18 protein-coding genes and 2 pseudogenes are annotated in these 18,040 nt (G+C 47.5%); all 20 read right to left on the bottom strand.

The genetic code is table 11. The features are described 5' to 3' along the window. Window positions 1-104: 104 nt before the first annotated feature. Entirely contained in the window at window positions 105-1,193 is a 1,089-nt protein-coding gene (locus D7M11_RS22700; protein WP_120749552.1) for a site-2 protease family protein, read from the bottom strand. Window positions 1,194-1,385: 192 nt separating this feature from the next. Then, window positions 1,386-1,940, bottom strand: coding sequence for a ribosome hibernation-promoting factor, HPF/YfiA family (gene hpf / locus D7M11_RS22695; RefSeq protein WP_120749551.1), 555 nt, complete (start codon window positions 1,938-1,940; stop codon window positions 1,386-1,388). 374 nt (window positions 1,941-2,314) lie between these two features. After that, window positions 2,315-2,512: a cold shock domain-containing protein gene (locus D7M11_RS22690; RefSeq protein WP_120749609.1), complete on the bottom strand. Its 198-nt coding sequence runs from the start codon at window positions 2,510-2,512 to the stop codon at window positions 2,315-2,317. Window positions 2,513-2,880: 368 nt separating this feature from the next. Then, a complete protein-coding gene (locus D7M11_RS22685) occupies window positions 2,881-3,216 on the bottom strand; it encodes a hypothetical protein (RefSeq protein ID WP_120749550.1) in 336 nt (111 codons plus the stop codon). 1 nt (window position 3,217) lies between these two features. After that, window positions 3,218-3,604, bottom strand: a complete 387-nt coding sequence (gene fliS / locus D7M11_RS22680) for a flagellar export chaperone FliS (protein WP_120749549.1) — start codon at window positions 3,602-3,604, stop codon at window positions 3,218-3,220. Between the two features lie 20 nt (window positions 3,605-3,624). Continuing rightward, a complete protein-coding gene (gene fliD / locus D7M11_RS22675; RefSeq protein WP_120749548.1) occupies window positions 3,625-5,142 on the bottom strand; it encodes a flagellar filament capping protein FliD in 1,518 nt (505 codons plus the stop codon). A 28-nt stretch (window positions 5,143-5,170) separates the two neighbouring features. Then, the gene (locus D7M11_RS22670; RefSeq protein ID WP_240041258.1) at window positions 5,171-5,521 is read right to left on the bottom strand and encodes a flagellar protein FlaG; all 351 of its coding nucleotides are present in this window, start codon (window positions 5,519-5,521) and stop codon (window positions 5,171-5,173) included. A gap of 81 nt (window positions 5,522-5,602) precedes the next feature. Continuing rightward, window positions 5,603-6,802, bottom strand: a complete 1,200-nt coding sequence (gene fliB / locus D7M11_RS22665) for a flagellin lysine-N-methylase (RefSeq protein WP_240041257.1) — start codon at window positions 6,800-6,802, stop codon at window positions 5,603-5,605. A 179-nt stretch (window positions 6,803-6,981) separates the two neighbouring features. Continuing rightward, window positions 6,982-7,248: pseudogene (locus tag D7M11_RS22660) on the bottom strand (flagellin); the annotation flags it as partial. Window positions 7,249-9,410: 2,162 nt separating this feature from the next. Further along, a pseudogene (locus D7M11_RS22655) lies at window positions 9,411-9,828 on the bottom strand (flagellin N-terminal helical domain-containing protein); the annotation flags it as partial. 195 nt (window positions 9,829-10,023) lie between these two features. Next, complete coding sequence (gene csrA, locus D7M11_RS22650; RefSeq protein ID WP_120749606.1) at window positions 10,024-10,275, bottom strand: carbon storage regulator CsrA; 252 nt, start codon at window positions 10,273-10,275, stop codon at window positions 10,024-10,026. Beyond that, window positions 10,256-10,738: a flagellar assembly protein FliW gene (gene fliW, locus D7M11_RS22645; RefSeq protein WP_120749546.1), complete on the bottom strand. Its 483-nt coding sequence runs from the start codon at window positions 10,736-10,738 to the stop codon at window positions 10,256-10,258. Before fliW ends, csrA begins: the two co-directional genes overlap by 20 nt. 71 nt (window positions 10,739-10,809) lie before the next feature. Further along, complete coding sequence (locus D7M11_RS22640) at window positions 10,810-11,382, bottom strand: DUF6470 family protein (protein WP_120749545.1); 573 nt, start codon at window positions 11,380-11,382, stop codon at window positions 10,810-10,812. Between the two features lie 32 nt (window positions 11,383-11,414). Continuing rightward, window positions 11,415-12,311: a flagellar hook-associated protein FlgL gene (flgL, locus tag D7M11_RS22635; RefSeq protein ID WP_120749544.1), complete on the bottom strand. Its 897-nt coding sequence runs from the start codon at window positions 12,309-12,311 to the stop codon at window positions 11,415-11,417. 44 nt (window positions 12,312-12,355) lie between these two features. Then, window positions 12,356-13,948: a flagellar hook-associated protein FlgK gene (gene flgK, locus D7M11_RS22630; RefSeq protein WP_120749543.1), complete on the bottom strand. Its 1,593-nt coding sequence runs from the start codon at window positions 13,946-13,948 to the stop codon at window positions 12,356-12,358. Between the two features lie 42 nt (window positions 13,949-13,990). Beyond that, window positions 13,991-14,485 carry a flagellar protein FlgN gene (locus D7M11_RS22625; RefSeq protein WP_120749542.1) on the bottom strand — a complete coding sequence of 165 codons (495 nt, stop codon included), beginning with the start codon at window positions 14,483-14,485 and terminating at the stop codon, window positions 13,991-13,993. 24 nt (window positions 14,486-14,509) lie between these two features. Continuing rightward, on the bottom strand, window positions 14,510-14,776 hold the full coding sequence (locus D7M11_RS22620; protein WP_120749541.1) for a flagellar biosynthesis anti-sigma factor FlgM: 267 nt from the start codon (window positions 14,774-14,776) through the stop codon (window positions 14,510-14,512). A 94-nt stretch (window positions 14,777-14,870) separates the two neighbouring features. After that, complete coding sequence (locus D7M11_RS22615) at window positions 14,871-15,287, bottom strand: flagellar protein (protein WP_120749540.1); 417 nt, start codon at window positions 15,285-15,287, stop codon at window positions 14,871-14,873. Between the two features lie 66 nt (window positions 15,288-15,353). Then, window positions 15,354-16,112: a ComF family protein gene (locus tag D7M11_RS22610; protein WP_120749539.1), complete on the bottom strand. Its 759-nt coding sequence runs from the start codon at window positions 16,110-16,112 to the stop codon at window positions 15,354-15,356. 52 nt (window positions 16,113-16,164) lie between these two features. Beyond that, on the bottom strand, window positions 16,165-18,024 hold the full coding sequence (locus tag D7M11_RS22605; RefSeq protein ID WP_120749538.1) for an ATP-dependent helicase ComFA: 1,860 nt from the start codon (window positions 18,022-18,024) through the stop codon (window positions 16,165-16,167). Between the last annotated feature and the right edge of the window lie 16 nt (window positions 18,025-18,040).

Here is an 18,040-nt window from a genome sequence, read left to right as displayed (position 1 = left end):
GGAATAAAAGAAGACTTCGACAAAAACTGGTTTGCATAAATTGTAACAGTTTGCGCCCATCGCCGCAACAATCCGCTTGACATCCGGGCGGCCGCCGAGGAACATTAAGGCAGCGCCGGGGGCTCAATCGTCCCGATCAACCACAATAAGGAGATCAGGTAAGCAGCCAGCGCGAAGTAAGCCAGACCGTAACCGAGCCGCGTTTTGGCCGGAACCTCGTAATAAAGGTCGCTTTCATGAGTATGGCCCTGAACCGTCACGACTATGAGCAGCTGCGGCTCCTCGCGGTCCAGCACCCTCCCGACTTTTACCACTTCCACCTTGTCGATTATGGATTGCCCGGACAGATCGGCCGTATGCTCGATGCCCAGCGACTCCCACTTCACCATAACGCGCTGAACTCCATCCAGCGTGCTGTAGGTTGTAAAAGGAAGCTCCCGCCGGTGTTCCTCGCCAGGAATGAAATATCCCGCTTGCAGAAGCGGCCCCAGCGGCTCCTCCCAGTTGATCATTTGCTTCATCGGGGTCGTGTTTATTTTGCGAATGTACTTTTTGTACAGATCGTAGGCGAACAAAAGCCAGAAGATGATCAAGATCCATGCGTTCATATACACAATAAGCAGCGCCCCGCCGATCAGACCGACAATCCACAGCCAGCGGCTGACCGCCGAAGCGATTCTTCCCCCGTCGAGCGGCTGCATCGGCAGCAAGTTGAACAGATTGATCATGAAGCCGATTTTGGCAATGACGATCCAGATGTACCAGCCCGCGCCTCCGCTCCCTTGCAGCCCGATCGAGCCGATAGCGAATGCGGCCGTTGCCCCGATCGTTCCAATCAAAGGTCCTCCGTAAGCGATATACGCCTCGGTCACCGCATCTCGCGGGTGCCGCTTCATCATCACCATAGCACCGACGAACGGGATGAAAAACGGCGCGCTGACCGGCAAGCCCTTGCGCTTCGCCGCCGCGACATGGCCGAGCTCGTGAATAAAAATCATCCCGACCAACCCTACCGCAACTTGAACCGGAAACACAATCGTATACGCCCAGATCGTGATCAGCATGCTGATCAGCGCCGAGCCGAATTTGCTGAATTTGAGCAGGGCCAACAGCGCCTTCGCCTTACTGAGCAGAAACAGTCCGGCCGCACCGAAGATCCACCCGCTTTTACGGGAAGCCGGTTTATTGTCCATATGGACGGCACCTCCTTACGTTCTACCTTGTACTTACGTCAAAAAGCCCGATCCGTTTCAGGATCGGGGCTTAGAACCGGTATACCGGGCATTTTTCATCGCCTGTTATTCAGGATTCCGCCGGGTTCGGACGGATATTCATGTAAGAGCAGAAAGACAAACCATTATGTGATTGGAATTTGCGAATATATGTTAATTCGGCTCAATCAAGCCGTATTTGCCGTCGCTTCGGCGGTAAACGACATTCACTTCCTTGGAGTCCGAATTGGCGAATACAAAGAAATTGTGACCGACCATATTCATTTGCAGAATCGCTTCCTCCACATCCATCGGCTTCAGATTGAAGCGTTTCGTACGCACGAGCTCCATCTCCTCGTCGTCTTCCTCCAGGCGGCGCGCCGCCGTCGTTCCATCATAGCTTTCCCTGAACAATGAGCGAATACCGTCTTGCCGAAACTTGCGGTTGGCTTTCGTTTTATGCTTGCGAATTTGCCGCTCCAGCTTCTCCGTAACCAGATCGATCGAAGCATACATATCTTCGCTTCGAACTTCGGCTCTGAGCAGAATGCCTGGCAGCGGAATCGTCACCTCGACGGTTTGCATGTTCCGGCTTACACTCAAGGTGACCGTTACATCCGAGGTGGGAGCAGCTTCAAAGTACCTTTCGAGCCTTCCGATTTTTTTCTCCGCATACTCCTTGAGAGCGTCGGTGAGCAGCAAGTTTTGTCCGCGAATGGCAAAGTTCATTGTCCAACAGCTCCTTTCGATTCGATAAAGCGCGCTCGTCCCTATGCACCGAATGAAGCCCGGAGACGGATACGCCTTTATCCGGGGAAAAACCGCGCGGTTCCTGCCTTAAGCTTGAGGGAAAACGCTGCCTCGAAGGGAGTTTGCGCCTTCCATCCCCTAGGCTTTCGCCTGTTGTTTTTCCTATCTCTACTATAGCATATTAACGTCCAATCTTCAAAAAAACTTATCAATAATTCAAAATTTTTTGTATATTCTGAAAATAATGTGACAGCCTAAGTAGCACGGGAAATAAAACAAAAAAGACACCCCGGTTTCCCGGGGAGTCTTCGCTGCTAGCGTATATATTCAATCGCGGCTGTACAGCCGGTTGATTATATCTTTACGACGTTAGCTGCTTGCGGTCCGCGTGCGCCTTCCACGATGTCGAACTCTACTGCTTGGCCTTCTTCCAAAGTTTTGAAACCTTCGGATTGGATTGCCGAGAAGTGTACGAATACGTCTCCGCCGTCTTCGCGCTCGATGAATCCATAGCCTTTTTCTGCGTTAAACCATTTAACTTTACCTTGCATGCAAAACATTCCCTTCATCTTCAAATAGCTGCGGACTATGCCGACACCCTGACTATACCATCCAGCCCGCATAATGTCAACGTGAAAGCGATATCTAAACGTGTATTTACACCCAAGTTTTGCTAGATTGAATTGCTAGAAAATTTGGCTATTTACAGAACGTACACATTATGAAAGCTTATTTTCATTAGTTATTCACAGGGTTATGCACATTATCCACAGGTTGTTTTTTGTATTTGTGCACAGGTTAATGATTTGCTTTTTGGTTTGCAGTGAAAATAGGGTAAGAATTATTAATAAACATTCAAAAAAAACAAGCTCCCGCCGAATTGAACGTTAGCTTGTCATGACAGAAATGATGAAGTTAATCACTTTTTCTTATCGAACATAAACCCGCCGATCGCATACTCCGCATCATAGACCGATTTTTGCATTTTGGCCTGATTTATTTTTGCAATCCCTTGTTGATTCTCACTCTGAATGTCGGCGATACGGTTGCGGATAAGCTCATCGCTTTCCAGGAGAATGGTTATCCGCTCCCTGTACTTATTCTTTATTATATCAGTAAGTTCAGACTGTCGAATTTTGTCGACAATATCTTCTCGTCGCTCAATAAACAGCTCAAGCTCGTCTTGGGAAACGGTGTGAATCCCTATTCGAATTTGTTCCGTAATCCGTTCTAGTTCTTCAATCCATTCATCCATTTCAAGCCCCGCCCCGCTGGGCACTCATCAATTTGACTGCTTCTATCCAGGTTTCTTTCAATTCCTTTACGAATCCAATGACCTCTTCTAGCGCTTCAATGTCCTTCTTCGTATTTGCTTCAATCAATCTGTAAATTAAATAGTCGTAGAGACGTAGTAAGTCTTTAGCTATTGGGGCCGACTGGTCCAAAGTAATGACGAACTCGCTGATGATATCTTGAACTTTGAAGATATGCTGATGTGCCGCATTCATATCTTTCTTGCGTATATCCTCAATGGCCAGTTTGCTAAAACGAATAGCGCCATCGCACAACATAACAAGAAGTTGAGCGGGAGAAGCTGTATGAACCGAATTCTCCAGATATTTATTCGGCTGCATTTGAATCATTATGGTCCGCCTCCTATGTTCTATTTGCTGTTGGTGCCGAATGCGTTTGCCAAATAGGCGGACTGTGAGTTATACCGATTAATAGCAGCTTCCATTGCCGCAAATTTTGTATAATAGTTATTTTCCATCGTTTTCAGCTTCGTATCCAGCTGATTTAACTGTTTATTTACTTGCAGAAGCTGGGTGCCTACCACGCTCTGATCAAACGACGTTGTATTGGGAACGCCCGCCTTTTCGACCAATTCATCCAGTCCGGTTTTTAATTGGGCATACATTCGATTGGCAATACCCGTTTCGGATCCACTGCCACCCTCTGCTGCAGGTCGGGTAAATAAAGCTTGGACCGCGTCGAGATTGTTTTCGATAGCAGCACGCAGCTTTGTTTCGTCTTTGATAACAAGTTTCCCTTTTTCAGAATAGTCTCCTGTATCGATCCCAATCGAGGCCAAGGAGCGTATTGTCGGATGACCCGTATCTACATTGGCTGTGACCGCCAACCGCAGGCTATTTGTTAACTTGGATAAAATAGGATCGTTGCGCAAAAGACCGCTTTTGGCCAGCTTCTCCCACTGCTCGATCTGCTTCTCCGACAAACTTCCTTTTTGCTCGCTGGATAACGGCAGGTAGTCTCTGTTTCTTGCTTCGGCTACTTTATCCTGGGTTAGTTTTATGAAATCATTGTATTCGGAAATAAACGTTTTGATTGAGTCTACTACTTCGTCGACTTTTGTCTTCGGTTCAATTGTAGCCGTAGTTCCGCCTGCTTTTTTGAGCGTGATTTCGATGCCGTTTACTGTAAACGTATTGCTGGAACGTGTGGTAGTCAATCCGTTAATTGTAATCTCGGCGTCATTCGCTTTTACAGCACCCTCGGGTTTTACCTGTAAAACATTACTCAAAAAGTCCCCCGATACATCCTCAAAAAGAATGGTATCACCCTTTTGGTCAGCCCCATTGACTAATCCCGTCTGCTTGGCCATAAAGGAAACTTTTCTGGTACTTTCATCGTAGAAAGCCGTAACGTTCGTTTTTTGATTAATTTTGCTAATAACATCATTAATCGAGTCTTTGCTCGTATCGATTACAATACTTTCACTACCGTTGATTTTAAAAGTGTAAGCTGACGAAAGAGGCGTTCCGTGAAGTAGGTTTGATGTTTGCTCGATTAAGGGTTTTGTCCGATCGAATTCCGCTTTAGCGACTTCTTCCTTGCTAAAGTTATGAGCAGCCACAGCTAACTTTTGTACAGAAACAGTAATATTACTACCTGAAGCAGAAGCAGTCGCCTTTGCTGAAATAGCCTCAGAGTCCCCTGATACCGTTACATCCTTCTTATTAAAGGTACCTTCCAATCGAAATTTGAATAGTTTATTGTTCCGGTAATCCGTTAACTGAAGATTCATATCCCGGTATGCATCCCGCGTCCATTCAAATGTTTGCTTCTTCTGATCGAGAGCATCGTACTTGACACGTTGCGCCTTCATTAATTCTTTTACGGTATTGTCCACATCGAATCCGCTTAATCCTGCTACACGCATTTGTCTTGCCCACCCCTTTCAATATATTTCAAACTTTCTTATCCACCAAAATACCGGCCATTTCCCATAGTTTTGCCACAAAATCTAGCATCTTCTCAGGCGGAATTTCACGTACAACCTTACCGGTATCTCGTTCAAGAACTTTAACCATAATTTGATTCGTGCTTTTGTGAATAGAAAAGTCAAGCACTGTCGCTGCTCCCTGAACGGCTTTTACAGCTTTATCGATTGCAAGAATCAGTTGCTCTTCACTGATTGAGATGTGTTCTCCCTGTACTTCCGCCCTCTTTAGCTCCTGTGCTGTTTGTATCATGTTGACCGAATCGCTTCCGCTGGGCGGGATTTTCGGCGAAGCTCCACCTATTGGTTGACTTTCCACTGCGAATCCCTCCGTTATGTATCCCTATACGATATTTATCGGAGAGGCGCGGACGAAATATTAGATCATAATTCAAACGGCTTAGTTTTTAATTAGAATTGCCATGTATGCCATGGATTTATAGTTGTGTTTTTCGAGCAGTTGATACGCATTGGAGAAGAACGTGTTATTATGTTCAACAGTCTTTGAAAAAGATTGCATTAATTTTATGACAAAATCTATCGTAAACTCTTCCTTGGCATATCTCGCCATTCCAATTAAGTGCATCTTTATAAGAGCATAATGAAGAACCAACATAATAAATTCATCAAATAGAGTTTCATATTTACCACATGGAAAAAGACTTTTATAGACATGGTTTACTAAGTAGTTTTCAATGATATATCCATGCTCTTTCATGAAAGGTTGGTAGTAGTTTTCGTAACCGTCTTTATAGCGCAATGCTATATCTTCTGTAGTATCCTGTAAGTTATACTCAATGCCATGTAAAAATGCAGCATAACACTCAAAGTACCTTTGACTGCTAACCCCTAACCGGTACCGTTCATCGGCTAATTCTTTTAAAAGTTCCATCTGAATTACTGTATTGGAAGGGATATCTTGTAAGACATCCTTTAAATTTCCGTTGTCAACTATCGATGTATACTTAGCGATTAGCTCTACTACTCCTCCGGACTCCTCTTCTTTCATGCATTCCTGCGATTTCTGAAAAAACATCCCCAACAAAATAAGACGATCTGTTAATTCATAATTTCGGTTTTGAAGAACTTGTATCGTGAAAATTCGAAATTCCCATAAATATCGCTCAGACTGGCTTTTGGGGTCAGCAGTTTGTACTACTTTACCTATATTAATTCTCCGATCATATTCTTTACTGCTTTCTTGGAATTCAATTCCATCGGGATTTAATAATACGAGACGTGCCATTTCGGGACATGAGATTGTTCCCGATAATTCATACACACCGTTTACAACATTTCCCCCTCTAGGATAACTTGCACACACATTAGACAAATATTCCTCACCAAGTCTAAGTTGAATACCACATCTCCTGTCTTCGGTTAACATTGGACAATGGTTTTTCTCATTTAATTTAATACTAGCAAAGTAGCCATCGCTGGGATTAAACCGATTTCTCTTGAGACTACTATCAAGCTCTTTCCTTAAGTGAGGATCAGCAACCTTACTATATTTTTTATAGGTAGGTCGATCTATCGATACCTGCCACCCTGCGCAGCAAGTATCCTCACATTCCGATCCTATGCATTGAAATTTATCCATGTACTGGGGGTATAAATGTTTTACGTGCTTTGTTCTGTTCATATACAAACCCCTTTAGAAAAATATTATCGTTACATAACTTATCGGCATTTTTAATCTGTTACTGAAGAGGTAAATGACGAGCTAAATAAGGAAAAGAGACCCTAGATATACTAAGGTCTCTTTCAAGTAGCAAATTATTAACGAAGCAACTGCAGTACACCTTGTGGCTGTTGATTCGCTTGGGCCAACATTGCTTGTGCAGCTTGGGAAAGGATGTTGTTTTTCGTAAAGTCCATCATCTCTTTCGCCATGTCGACATCACGGATACGCGATTCGGAAGCCGTCAGGTTTTCCGCGGAAGTTCCGAGATTGCTAATTGTGTGCTCCAAACGGTTTTGGTAAGCACCTAGCTTCGAGCGCTCAGCAGAAACAATCTCCAAAGCGTTGTTTACAACGCTAATGGCAGTTTGAGCACCTGCGCTAGTAGAAACGTCAACATCTTGGATACGAAGAGCCTGGATTCCCATATCATTGATATCAACTTTTAGCGTTTGGCCTTCATTAGCACCAATTTGCATTTGCAGCGAGCTGTCTGCAGCACCATTTTGCGCTTGTTGCGTAACGTTGAAGTCTCCGAAAACACGGTTAAAGTTAGCAACTTGAGTTACATCAGTAGCCGATTTTTGTGCCGTAAATTTCAGATTCGAGATGTCTTTATCTTGACCGTCAGCACCACGTACTTCTATCTTACCGGTAGTTGCATTCAACGCTACTGTAGCCCCATCAAATTGCTTAAGATTACGAATAGCACTCAAGATGTCATCAACTTTACTGTTTGCTTCAACTTTTACAGATGCTTCAAATGCATTGCCATTTTGCGTACCCGTAATCTTGATTACGTTACCAGTTTGCAATCCAAGTCCGTTGCCGTTAGTATCAACGAGATCAACAAGCTTAGTTGTGTTGGCAATCGAATTATCTACCGCGTCTGTACCAGCAATATTAGAGTTAACTCCTGCTGTGGTAATAGTCGCCGTTAAGTCGGCTCCACCAAACAGTGCATTACGTCCCGTTGCATTTGCAGCTGCATCATTTTCAATTTTGAAAACTGCACCACGAGCATTAGCTGTCAGGGAAAGAGTGTCTACCCCAGCTGGTGTCGTTTTAGTAGCGACCGTTACAGCATTTTCTCCAAATTTCTTATTCAACTCGGCTTGGAGAGCCTTGACGATAGCGTCACGGGAGCTTACTTTCCCTGCTACCGTTCCATTAATACCCTCGTAACCGGTCAGATCGAGATATTCCGTTTTGGCACCCAAGGTTACTTTAATTTTTCTATTTGCTGCAGCGGTCAAGTCTATACCACCTGCAAGGTCAGCAGCAGCAGGAGCATTGATCGAAGTGCCAGCTCCATCATAACCAAGCGCACCCAAAGCGGAGCGTGGAATGGTAGGTGGCGTGGATACTTTCAAAGTTGCGTTTGCACCTTTAATAAGCGACTCAAATTCAACCTTGCCATCAGACCCCAATGTAGCCTTAACTTTTCCGATCAAATCGCTAGATGCATTGATTTGATTGTTCACTTCCGTGACAAGAGCATTGCGGTCGCTATAAATACCAGCAGTAAGAGAAAGCGTAGTTTCTTTACCATTCAATGTAATATTAAACTGGTCGTTAGCTCCAGCAGATATAACTGTACCAGCTTTTATGGTATTGACAACATTCGTTCCTTTAGTCGTTGTGGACTTTGTCGCCAATACATCTTGTGTAACGTTAACTGTAGCTGCACCAAACAAGTTGGCACTAACTGCACCCGTAGTGTTATTCTCCAGGGTCAATGTACCTGTCCCAACATTGTTTTTCAGTGTCAAGTGACCGTTTTGATCATCGCCAACAATAATTTGATTTGCACCAAGTTTTGTATCGAGAGCTTTTTGCAAACCTTCTTTTAGAGCAGAGAAGCTATATTGAGTGCCAGCGCTTAATCCGCCATCATTTTCAAGATCAACTACAACCGCAGCACCATTACCAAATGTTACTTTAAACGTATTTAATCCAGTTGCCGCAGTCTTATGTCCTGCAGTTCCAAGATCAACATTCGATGTAAAGGAAGTAGCCTTTTCATCAAAGCCCATCGCTGCAAGAGCATCTTTGTCAGCCGTATCGCCCTTAACTTCAATTTTAATCGTGTTACTTGCTCCAGTTGCTTTTGAAGTCAGTTCCAGCCTTCCATCATTAGAAACACTAACGGTCACTTGATTAAACTCTGCTTTGGACGAGCCTGGCGTAGCTGTCTCTTGAGCGTCAATAATTGCTTTGCTTACCGCATTGGCGAAATCTTCACGAGTATATCCTTCAGCCCCACTAGCAGCAATAGTAACTGTTAGGTCAGTTGCTCCATTAACTGCAATTTTGAAAGAATCATTCGCACCAGTACGAATAATCGTTCTTTCGGCCAATGCCGCTCCACCAGTATGTGAATATCCAGTGCCAGACTTACCTGCCAGCGCTTCAGACAACTCAATCGAGAGGCCTGCTCCTGTTTTGGCAGCAGTTGCAGCTTGATCAGCTGCATCGATAGCAGACGAATTTGCAACTGAACCTTGAGCGGACTTAGCTGCCGTCAAGCTACCGTTCAACAATTTCTTAGTATTGAACTCAGTCGTGCTGGCAATCCGATCAACTTCGGATTTCAACTGAGTTACTTCTTTTTGAAGCTCTGCGCGGTCGGAATCTGTAGAAGTATCGTTCGCTGCTTGTACAGCAAGCTCACGCATACGTTGCAGAATGTTATGAGTCGTGCTCAGCGCACCCTCAGCCGTTTGAATAAGGGAGATCGAATCTTGCGAGTTGCGGCTAGCTTGCTCCAAGCCACGGATTTGTCCGCGCATTTTCTCGGAGATTGCGAGACCTGCAGCGTCGTCGCCCGCGCGGTTGATGCGTAGACCGGAAGACAGCTTCTCCAAAGATTTGCTAGTTGCATTAGTGTTGTTCGTCATTTGACGATGCGTGTTCAGAGACGCGATGTTGTGATTAATTCTCATTTAATTCTTCCTCCTTGAAAGGTATCCCCACGTCCTTGTGGGTTATCGGTCTACTGTTTTGCCAGGTCGGCCGCCCGGACAATAATAGCGCCTGATTCATATATCGGGAAAAGAGGCCAAAATGTTTTGCAGGAATAACGACAAAAAAAGCCCGTATTCAGGAAATACGAGCCATTTCGCCAAAAGATCGACATCTCAGCTATGGTTTATTGGGTTTTCCTTCGTCTTCCTCATCCATTCATTTATTCTCCCTATACTTGCCATCGATTTAGTCGCTTCCCGGTTCGACTCCTGAATCATTTCATAAATTTCGCTGCGATAGATCGAAATATTTTTAGGCGCCTTTATCCCTATTTTTACGGTATCTCCTTCACTGCCTAACACTACAACCTCAACCGCGTCTCCGATGAAAATCGACTCGCCCTTTTTACGCGTCAATACGAGCATGATCTCCCCCCACTTCTACCGCAGAGGCATTGGTTGCAACCGATAAAGGATGCTTCGTAGTGTACTTGCTGCCATGCAGGATACATTGCTTACCGATGCTCACCTTATTGTTAATTACTAGCGGCGCCAATAAATTGATGGTGGATGCCGCTATATCATCCTGAATAGATACGATCGACCACACTGTAACATCAGCCGGGTCGCTTGTTAATTGGAGGTGCTGATGATCTTCGTCAGAAATGTCGAACTCATAATCAGGGTAGAACAGGAACGGGTCCGTTATGACAAACGCGATATTGCCGTCATCTGCAGACTGTAAAAATGAAAATGGCAGCTCAGGATCGGGGGTAATGATTGTAAATCGGTTCAAGCTTTCGAATCCCGGCAGCCCTTGCTTAAACGAAATGAGGCTTTCTTCCTGTATATTCAACTCGCCAAACTGTAGTGTCTGGATATGTATCATGGCTCACACTCCCGTAATATTGGTAAAACGAAAAAACTATAGATTCCCATCTATAGTCAGTGTAAACCTTTTTAAACTTTTATATCAATGGCCGGCGGCGTGATTTCCACTTTGTTGTACTGGAGCATATAAATATCCAGTTTACCTCGATAATAATCCACTTCCGGGGGATTCACGCGGGTGTTTAATTTTACTTCACCACGTATGGTCTCGATTTCGGGTCTATGGGGGGTATAGCGGACGTCAACATTATCAAATGCGGCTTCTCCCGCATATTCCATTTCCGGAAAGCTTACGGTAACATCACTCGCCAATTCCAGAATAGCATCTGCCTTGTTCTTATGAATGGCAGCCATACGATTACCGTCTTCCACGATTCTGGCGATACCTTTCATCGCTACCTCGCGTGCCTGTCCGTAAATGCGCTGCATAACCTCAAGAATGTTCGTACGGCTTAATGCATCCCATGCCTTGCTTTGATCAATTTCCAGCTCGCCTCGCGGCTGCCTGATCTCCATCTTGGCATTTGTCTGCTCCAGTTCAAACGTAGGGCGGGGCTGCTTCATCTCATAACGGCCCAAGTCGGCATCAATGCCTATCCGAGCGTACTGCTGAGATATTCGGATTTGCGGAATTTCCGGCATCGATGCTTCCTCCTATAATCATTTGCGCCGTCTTATCTGAGAAAATCAATTAAACTTGGTTGAATAAGCTTCGAGCCAGCGGACAAAGACGCTTGATACACATTTTCATTCATCTTTAGGTTTGTGATGACGATCGCCATGTCAGCATCTTCTGTTTTCGATTGCAACTGCGATACGTTGAGCGAAATATCCTTCAAGCGCTCGGAAGCCAGTTCGACCCGATTCGTTTTCGCACCTAATTCGGAACGAATATCGAGCATTTTGGTCATACGAGAGTCAAGCTTGCCGATCATTTTATTGACATCTTTAAACTCGCCTTCCTTCAAGGCAGTCGAGAACTCGTTTATGATCCGAAACATGTTGTCTTCGTCAGTATCTACGCCAAACACTTTGTTCCCTGTCACATTAATCGGAATCTTGACGCCGGCTCCAATCTCAAATTGAAAGTGCCCGTCGTCAGATTTTTCATTTTGTGCTTCCTCTAGCGTATACGGCTTTATATCCGTTTTCTCGCCATTGAATACGTATTTCCCGTTAAAAGAACTGTTTCCTATGTCCACCATTTGCTCATAAAGCTGCTCTACTTCTTTGGATGCAATGTCCAAGCTTTGCTGAGGGTTTGTTCCATTCGACATGTTAACGGCCAGCTCGCGAAGGCGCTGAACGACACTGCCTGCTTGATCCATTAACGTATCCGTGAAGGTTAGCCATGACGTAGTATTGTCTGCATTGCTCTGATACTGATCGTTCGCCGACAACTCGCTGCGGTAACGCATCGCAAAGCTAATCCCAACCGGGTCATCAGACGGCTTATTGATACGCCGACCCGTTGCAAGCTGGTTTTGAAACGTTTCCGAACGCAGCATATTATTGTTCAAATTGCGCAGAAGCTGCGAATTCATCATATTCTGTGTCACGCGTAAAGGCATTAGTCAACCCCCGTTCCTGCTAGTTGCCGAACCGCCGGACCGTTTTATCGGCCGACGACTCCCATTCCGTTGATGACCTTATCCAAAATTTCGTCCTGCACGGTCAGTGCCCTTGCGGCCGCATTATAGGCATGCTGGAACTTGATCATGTTGGCCATTTCCTCATCCATCGATACACCGCTAACGGATTGGCGGCGCGATTCGACTTGCTCAACCAATATTTTTTGGTTAGCCATTTGCCGGGTAGCCTCTTGCGTCTGAACGCCCAATTGTCCAACGACAGCGCGGAAAAACTCATCCAACGTACCGCCATTCAAAGCGACGACATTTCCCGCATCGCTGCTTGTACTGAAATCGAATTTAGTCGACCTAAGGCCCGCCATCAAAAGTGCCAAGTCGTTGTTCCCTTTGACTACTTTTACTTTGTTATCGGCAGGATCTAAATAGGTTCTCATCGCCGAGGCGATGTTTTCGACATTGTTGACAATATCCGGGCTGACACTGATGTTTTCGGCCGTGATTGGATTGCTGCCGTCTTTCGATTGGAAGAATACCCCGCCCTGCTTGGCTTCGCCATTCGTGAGCGCGTAACCCAGGCTGTGCAAACCATTAAAACCTTTGACGGTCGTTTTAAGCGGCTCGGTTAAAGTCCGTTGTTCGATCGTACCATTGTAGACTTTAGTTCCGATCTGCGTGCCTGCCGGTATTACAGCACCTTTCGGCAGCGTAACTTCTGTATCACCCGTAGCCAACGCCCTGATCATCGTATTGAGTTCGTTCCGATAGCTCGCTACAAACGAGTCACGGGATACAATCATTCCGAACGCTTCGCCACTGGCCAAATCTTTACTGGTATATGCCTGCTCCAAAGTCTGGGCCGTGAATTGGGTTACCACATTCCTGCCCTCTACCAGCTGTATATTCCCCATTCGGACGTTATAGCCGCTGTCGGTTTCTGTAACATTCACATTAATAACTTTGGACAGATCATCCAGCAGCACATCGCGCTGATCTCTCAAATCGTTGGCGTCGTTACCTAACCCTTCCACCCTGAAAATTTCCTGATTCAGTTCGGCAATCTGCTGGGCTGCCGTATTGATTTGAATGACTTTCACATTAATATTGTCCGTTAAGTCCGATGAAAGGTCGTTCAATTGCTTAGCAGTATGGTTGAATGCGTCAGTCAAGGCGATTGCACTTTCTTTGACTACTGATCTTGCCGTCAAGTTATCCGGATTTTTGCTGAGCTCCTGCCAGGAATTCCAAAAATTCTCAACAACCTGACGTATTCCGGTGTCGGTCGGTTCATTGATTATTGCTTCTATTTTTTCAAGGGTATCGTTGCGAATCGACCACTCGCCCAAAGATTTATTCTCGTTGTAAAACTGCCCATCCAGAAACTGCTCGCGTATGCGCGTAATCGAAGTAAACTCGACCCCTTGTCCCGATTGCCCCGGGATGTTAGAGCGCATCATGCCGACTGCTTCGAGCGGCTTCGCCGCAACAAAGTTGACCACCTGCCGGGAATACCCTCTCGTATTGGCATTAGCCACGTTATGGCCCGTTGTCGTAAGCGCAGCTTGATGGGAAAATAAGCTTCGTTTCGATATTTCGATGCCGCCGAATGTAGATCTCATTGCCCGTTCCCCTTTGCTTCGCGTTTCCGCTGAGGTCTATTACTAAGCCTTGCGGTCGAATAAGCTGTTAGCTTGATAGGCCGAATGTTCCTGCAGAGGATGCTGATATACAGCTTCCTGACTGCCATTATCCAGAAACAGGTTCAGTGAATAATCGATAAAAGCGAGCGAATGCTCGATCAGTTGCCGATTCAATTCATTCGCCTGCTTCAACCGCTCCATTAGGCTCAGCAGCTCCTCGCGCCGCTCCGCGAGAGTCTGCTTCTCCTCAAGCCGGGTGGCGATCTTGCTGAGCGTCTGGATCGTAATTGCGGATGTCACATACATGTTTCTGGAACGCATATAGGCCTGAACCGCTTCCGCACGTTCCGCTTCGAGCTGTTCCGCCAGGCGGATCAGTTTTCCTTCTTTTTGTGTGATTTGCATAAGCTTCTCAACATCGTTATCTATAATAATGTGCCGCTTCTTCTCACTCAGCTCCAGCAAAAGACGGTGAACGTCCAGCTGCCGTTCCAGCGTCTGCAATACTGCATCCATCTTCGTCGTTCCCCCGTCTCTGCCTTATTTAATAAACGGATACAGCTTCTCCGCTATTTGACCTGCGTCTACATGATACGTGCCCGATCGCACCGAGGTTTGCAGCTCTTGCAGCTTCCGGCTGCGGAGTTCGGCATCCGTTCCCTTCGCCACCAGCAGCTCCTTCGCTTCGGCCGATATTTGCACCTCGTCCTTTTGCTTCTCCCGCTTGCCCTTCAGCTCGGCAAGCTTCGCATCGTGTCTCGCATAAGGGTTCGTTCCGCCCACACGGTTCACACCGCCAATATTCATTCATTCCACCCGCTTCTTCGATTGCATTCGTTTCCGTTGCTCGTCAGAACATATATCGGAAGTGACGGCCTAATTGTGAATAGCTTGTCACAAATTACCGTTTATCAAATTTACTGCGATCTTTCATATAGGTGTTGCCGAACTCATTCATATCAAGACCTTCCTTGCGTCGCGTGTCCTCATGCATATGCTGGACATCCCGCGACAGCTTGCTGCGGCAACCCACGCAAAGCGTCCCATCCCGGATCGGCTCTCCACAGGATTCGCACGGAGTTTGCACGTTAGGGGCGTCCTTCGTCGAGATCCGGCCCTCCCGAATAAAGCGGATAATCATCCGGATGCTGACGCCCGTGCCTTCGCTGAGTTCGTTCAGGTTGCACCTCCGGTTTTGGCGCAAATAATCGACGCACTTCCGGTACTGATCCTCGATATCCCGCAGGCAGTTGGCGCATAGTTTATAATGGTTGGTCACGTATACTTTTCCGCACTGCGGACAATTGGACAAATTCATCTTGCAGCACCCTTTCCATTCCGTTAAAAAAGCTATTTCCAACCGCTGCGCATCAACAGGCGTCGGTCATCTAGCCCACGTCAGCCCGTACACATTCGCATCCAGCCGGCCGTTGATCGCCTCGGCACAGTGGTGCAGCGTGCTCCCGGTCGTATACACATCATCTATAATTACTATGTTTATCGGCCGATGCGGCGTATTTTTTAATATCTGTTTTATACCATCCTCGTCTACGGCAAAAACATCCTTCAATTCCTTCAACCGCTCCGCGCGCGACTTATAGCTCATCTTGCCCGTATCCCGGCTTCGCCTTAGCAGGGGGATAACGGAAATTCCCGTACGCAAGCCGAGTGCGCGGGCTAGCTGGGCGGCCTGGTTGAAGCCGCGCTCCTCCAGCCTGTCTCCGCTGACCGGTACGTAGGTTAGCCACTGAATGGAACCGGTCCCAGCATACTCCTGCTCGTGACGCTTGTATGCCGTATACAGCATCGAAGCGAACAGCCATCTCAAACGCTCGTTGCCCCGGTATTTGTAAGCCGCTAACCACTCCTTCATATGCTCGTCATACTTTACGGCGCTTCGGCTGATCTTTAAATGCCTACGCTCTCGTCTGGCGCAATCTGGACAGCTCTCCGCTCTCCCGCAGTGCGGGCACAACACCTCCACGATCCACGAAATCTGCCCCGCGCAGCGCGCACACAGTTGAAGCGACGTTGGAGCCGCATATTGCTTTACCGATACAGCGCAATACGTGCAAGGGCTCGTAACCGCCCCCAAATAAGATTCTCCAGCCTGAACAATCCTCTTCAATAACTTTCCGATCATAAATGCCCTCCTTGTTTTGTCCTCATAAGTCGTACCCTAATATGTAAATGCGCTAGTCCCCTCCTCTATCATGTTTTTTACCGGGATGTATTGGAGCCCTCTCGCGTGAGCCAAGCAAATACCCTTTACGCCGCGCAAGCCGGTTCATATCTCGTATTTGACGAATTGCTCGAGCTTGGGAGCGCGTGTAGCTTACGGCAGCGAAATACACCCTGCCTGCGGGGTCATCCTTGGACCGGCCTGCCCTGCCGGCCATTTGAACCAAAGCGGCACTGTCAAACGTGGCGGAATCCGCTTGAATAATAAAAACGTCCGTCTTGGGTACGGTAACACCTCGTTCCAAAATTGTAGTAGTAACCAAAATCCGAATGAGCCCTTGCCGGAATCGGGTCACCTTCTCCGCCCTCTGCGGGTCCTGAGACGATGTTCCGTCAACGATACAATCGGCAAAATTGCTGCGCAGCACGGATTCAACTACGGCTACATCCCGAATCCGCGGCACAAATACGAAAAGCTGCGCCCCTCGTTCGATCGATTGCCGCAGAGCCGACCTTACGCGTCCCGGTAAACTACCGCGCCATTCGGCTATCGCCTTTACTCGAATTCTCTTCGGAACGGGCAGCGGATGCCGATGAAAACGGACCGGCACTTTGACGTGCGCCAAGCGGCGGCGTGAGGCGTCCCGGACAAGTTCCCCGGGAGGAGTGGCCGACAGCAGTAAATACGTGCCATAGCGCCGGCAAACCCGCTCGGCCGCATATTGCAGCATAGGATTATTGTGATAGGGAAACGCATCGATCTCGTCGATAATTACAAGTTCGAAGCTGCGATAAAACCGCAGCAGCTGGTGCGTCGTCGACAGCGTAATATCGCCGCGCTCCCAGCGCTCCTCGCTGCCGCCGTAAAGAGTCACGATCGTGCGTTCCGGGAACGCCCGCTTCAGTCTGGGCTGAAGCTCCAGCACGACGTCGCGCCGCGGCGTTGCGATGAGCACCTTTTTGCCCGCTAACAGCTCATGGTCGATAAACGGAAAGATCATTTCCGTCTTGCCTGCCCCCGTTACAGCCCATATCAAAAACTTCCCGGGCACCTCGCCTCTCGTTGTCGTCAAATACGCGAGACCCGCATAAGCGGCTTCCGTCTGCGCAGGGCTTAGTCCCCATTTCCCGACTATGTCGTCTATAACTAGCGGGTCTGCCGGGATCTGCACCGCTCCTCCGCCTTCATCAAACGTCCCGTAAATAAGCAGCGAGCACGACTGCATACGTCCCATCGTCAAACATTCCTCGCAGTACACACATTCCCCCGAGCAGTGCTGGCATTCCGCACGGTACATTCGCTCCGGCCCCGTCCCGCAACGCTGGCACCTACTCTGGCGTACCGGCCTGGACCACATGTACCGCCGCTTCCATTCCCGCTGCACGCCACAGCCCAGCCGGACACGGCTGCGCAGCGCGGCGGCCTGGATATAGCTCGTCCAATCCGCCCGAGCCGATTCCAGCCCATAGTGCTCCATGAATCGGAGCAGCTCGTCCCTAGAGAAGCAACGTCCGGCCAGCAGTCGCTCCAACTGTACAAGCTCTTGCGCATCGATCGAATTCCCCAACCTCTGATCGGTATAGCTTTGAAAGGTTAACGTTCGTATACGCGGCTCCTCAATGAGCAGTCCACTATCCTTACAAGCCACCCTGCACAGCTGTTGCAGTACTGCCCCTGAAGCTCCCGCCTCACCTCTCTGCAAAACAGGCAGCAGCTCCATGGCCTCCGATAAAGACAAAACTGGTTCGAGCAGATGGAGGGATGCTTTCCCGCCGTACTGTTCGAACCAGTATGCGCAATCAATCTCGATATTCAGCGTAACCCGCCAGTCCACCTTGTCGCGGACGGCCGCAGCATACAACCGGACCTTCACCAGATTCCCCCCATAA

It is taken from the genome of Paenibacillus ginsengarvi (assembly GCF_003626695.1).
GTDB lineage: Bacteria > Bacillota > Bacilli > Paenibacillales > NBRC-103111 > Paenibacillus_AB > Paenibacillus_AB ginsengarvi.
The sequence above is the reverse complement of the archived record's forward strand: the minus strand, read 5'-3'. Positions and strand labels throughout refer to the sequence as shown.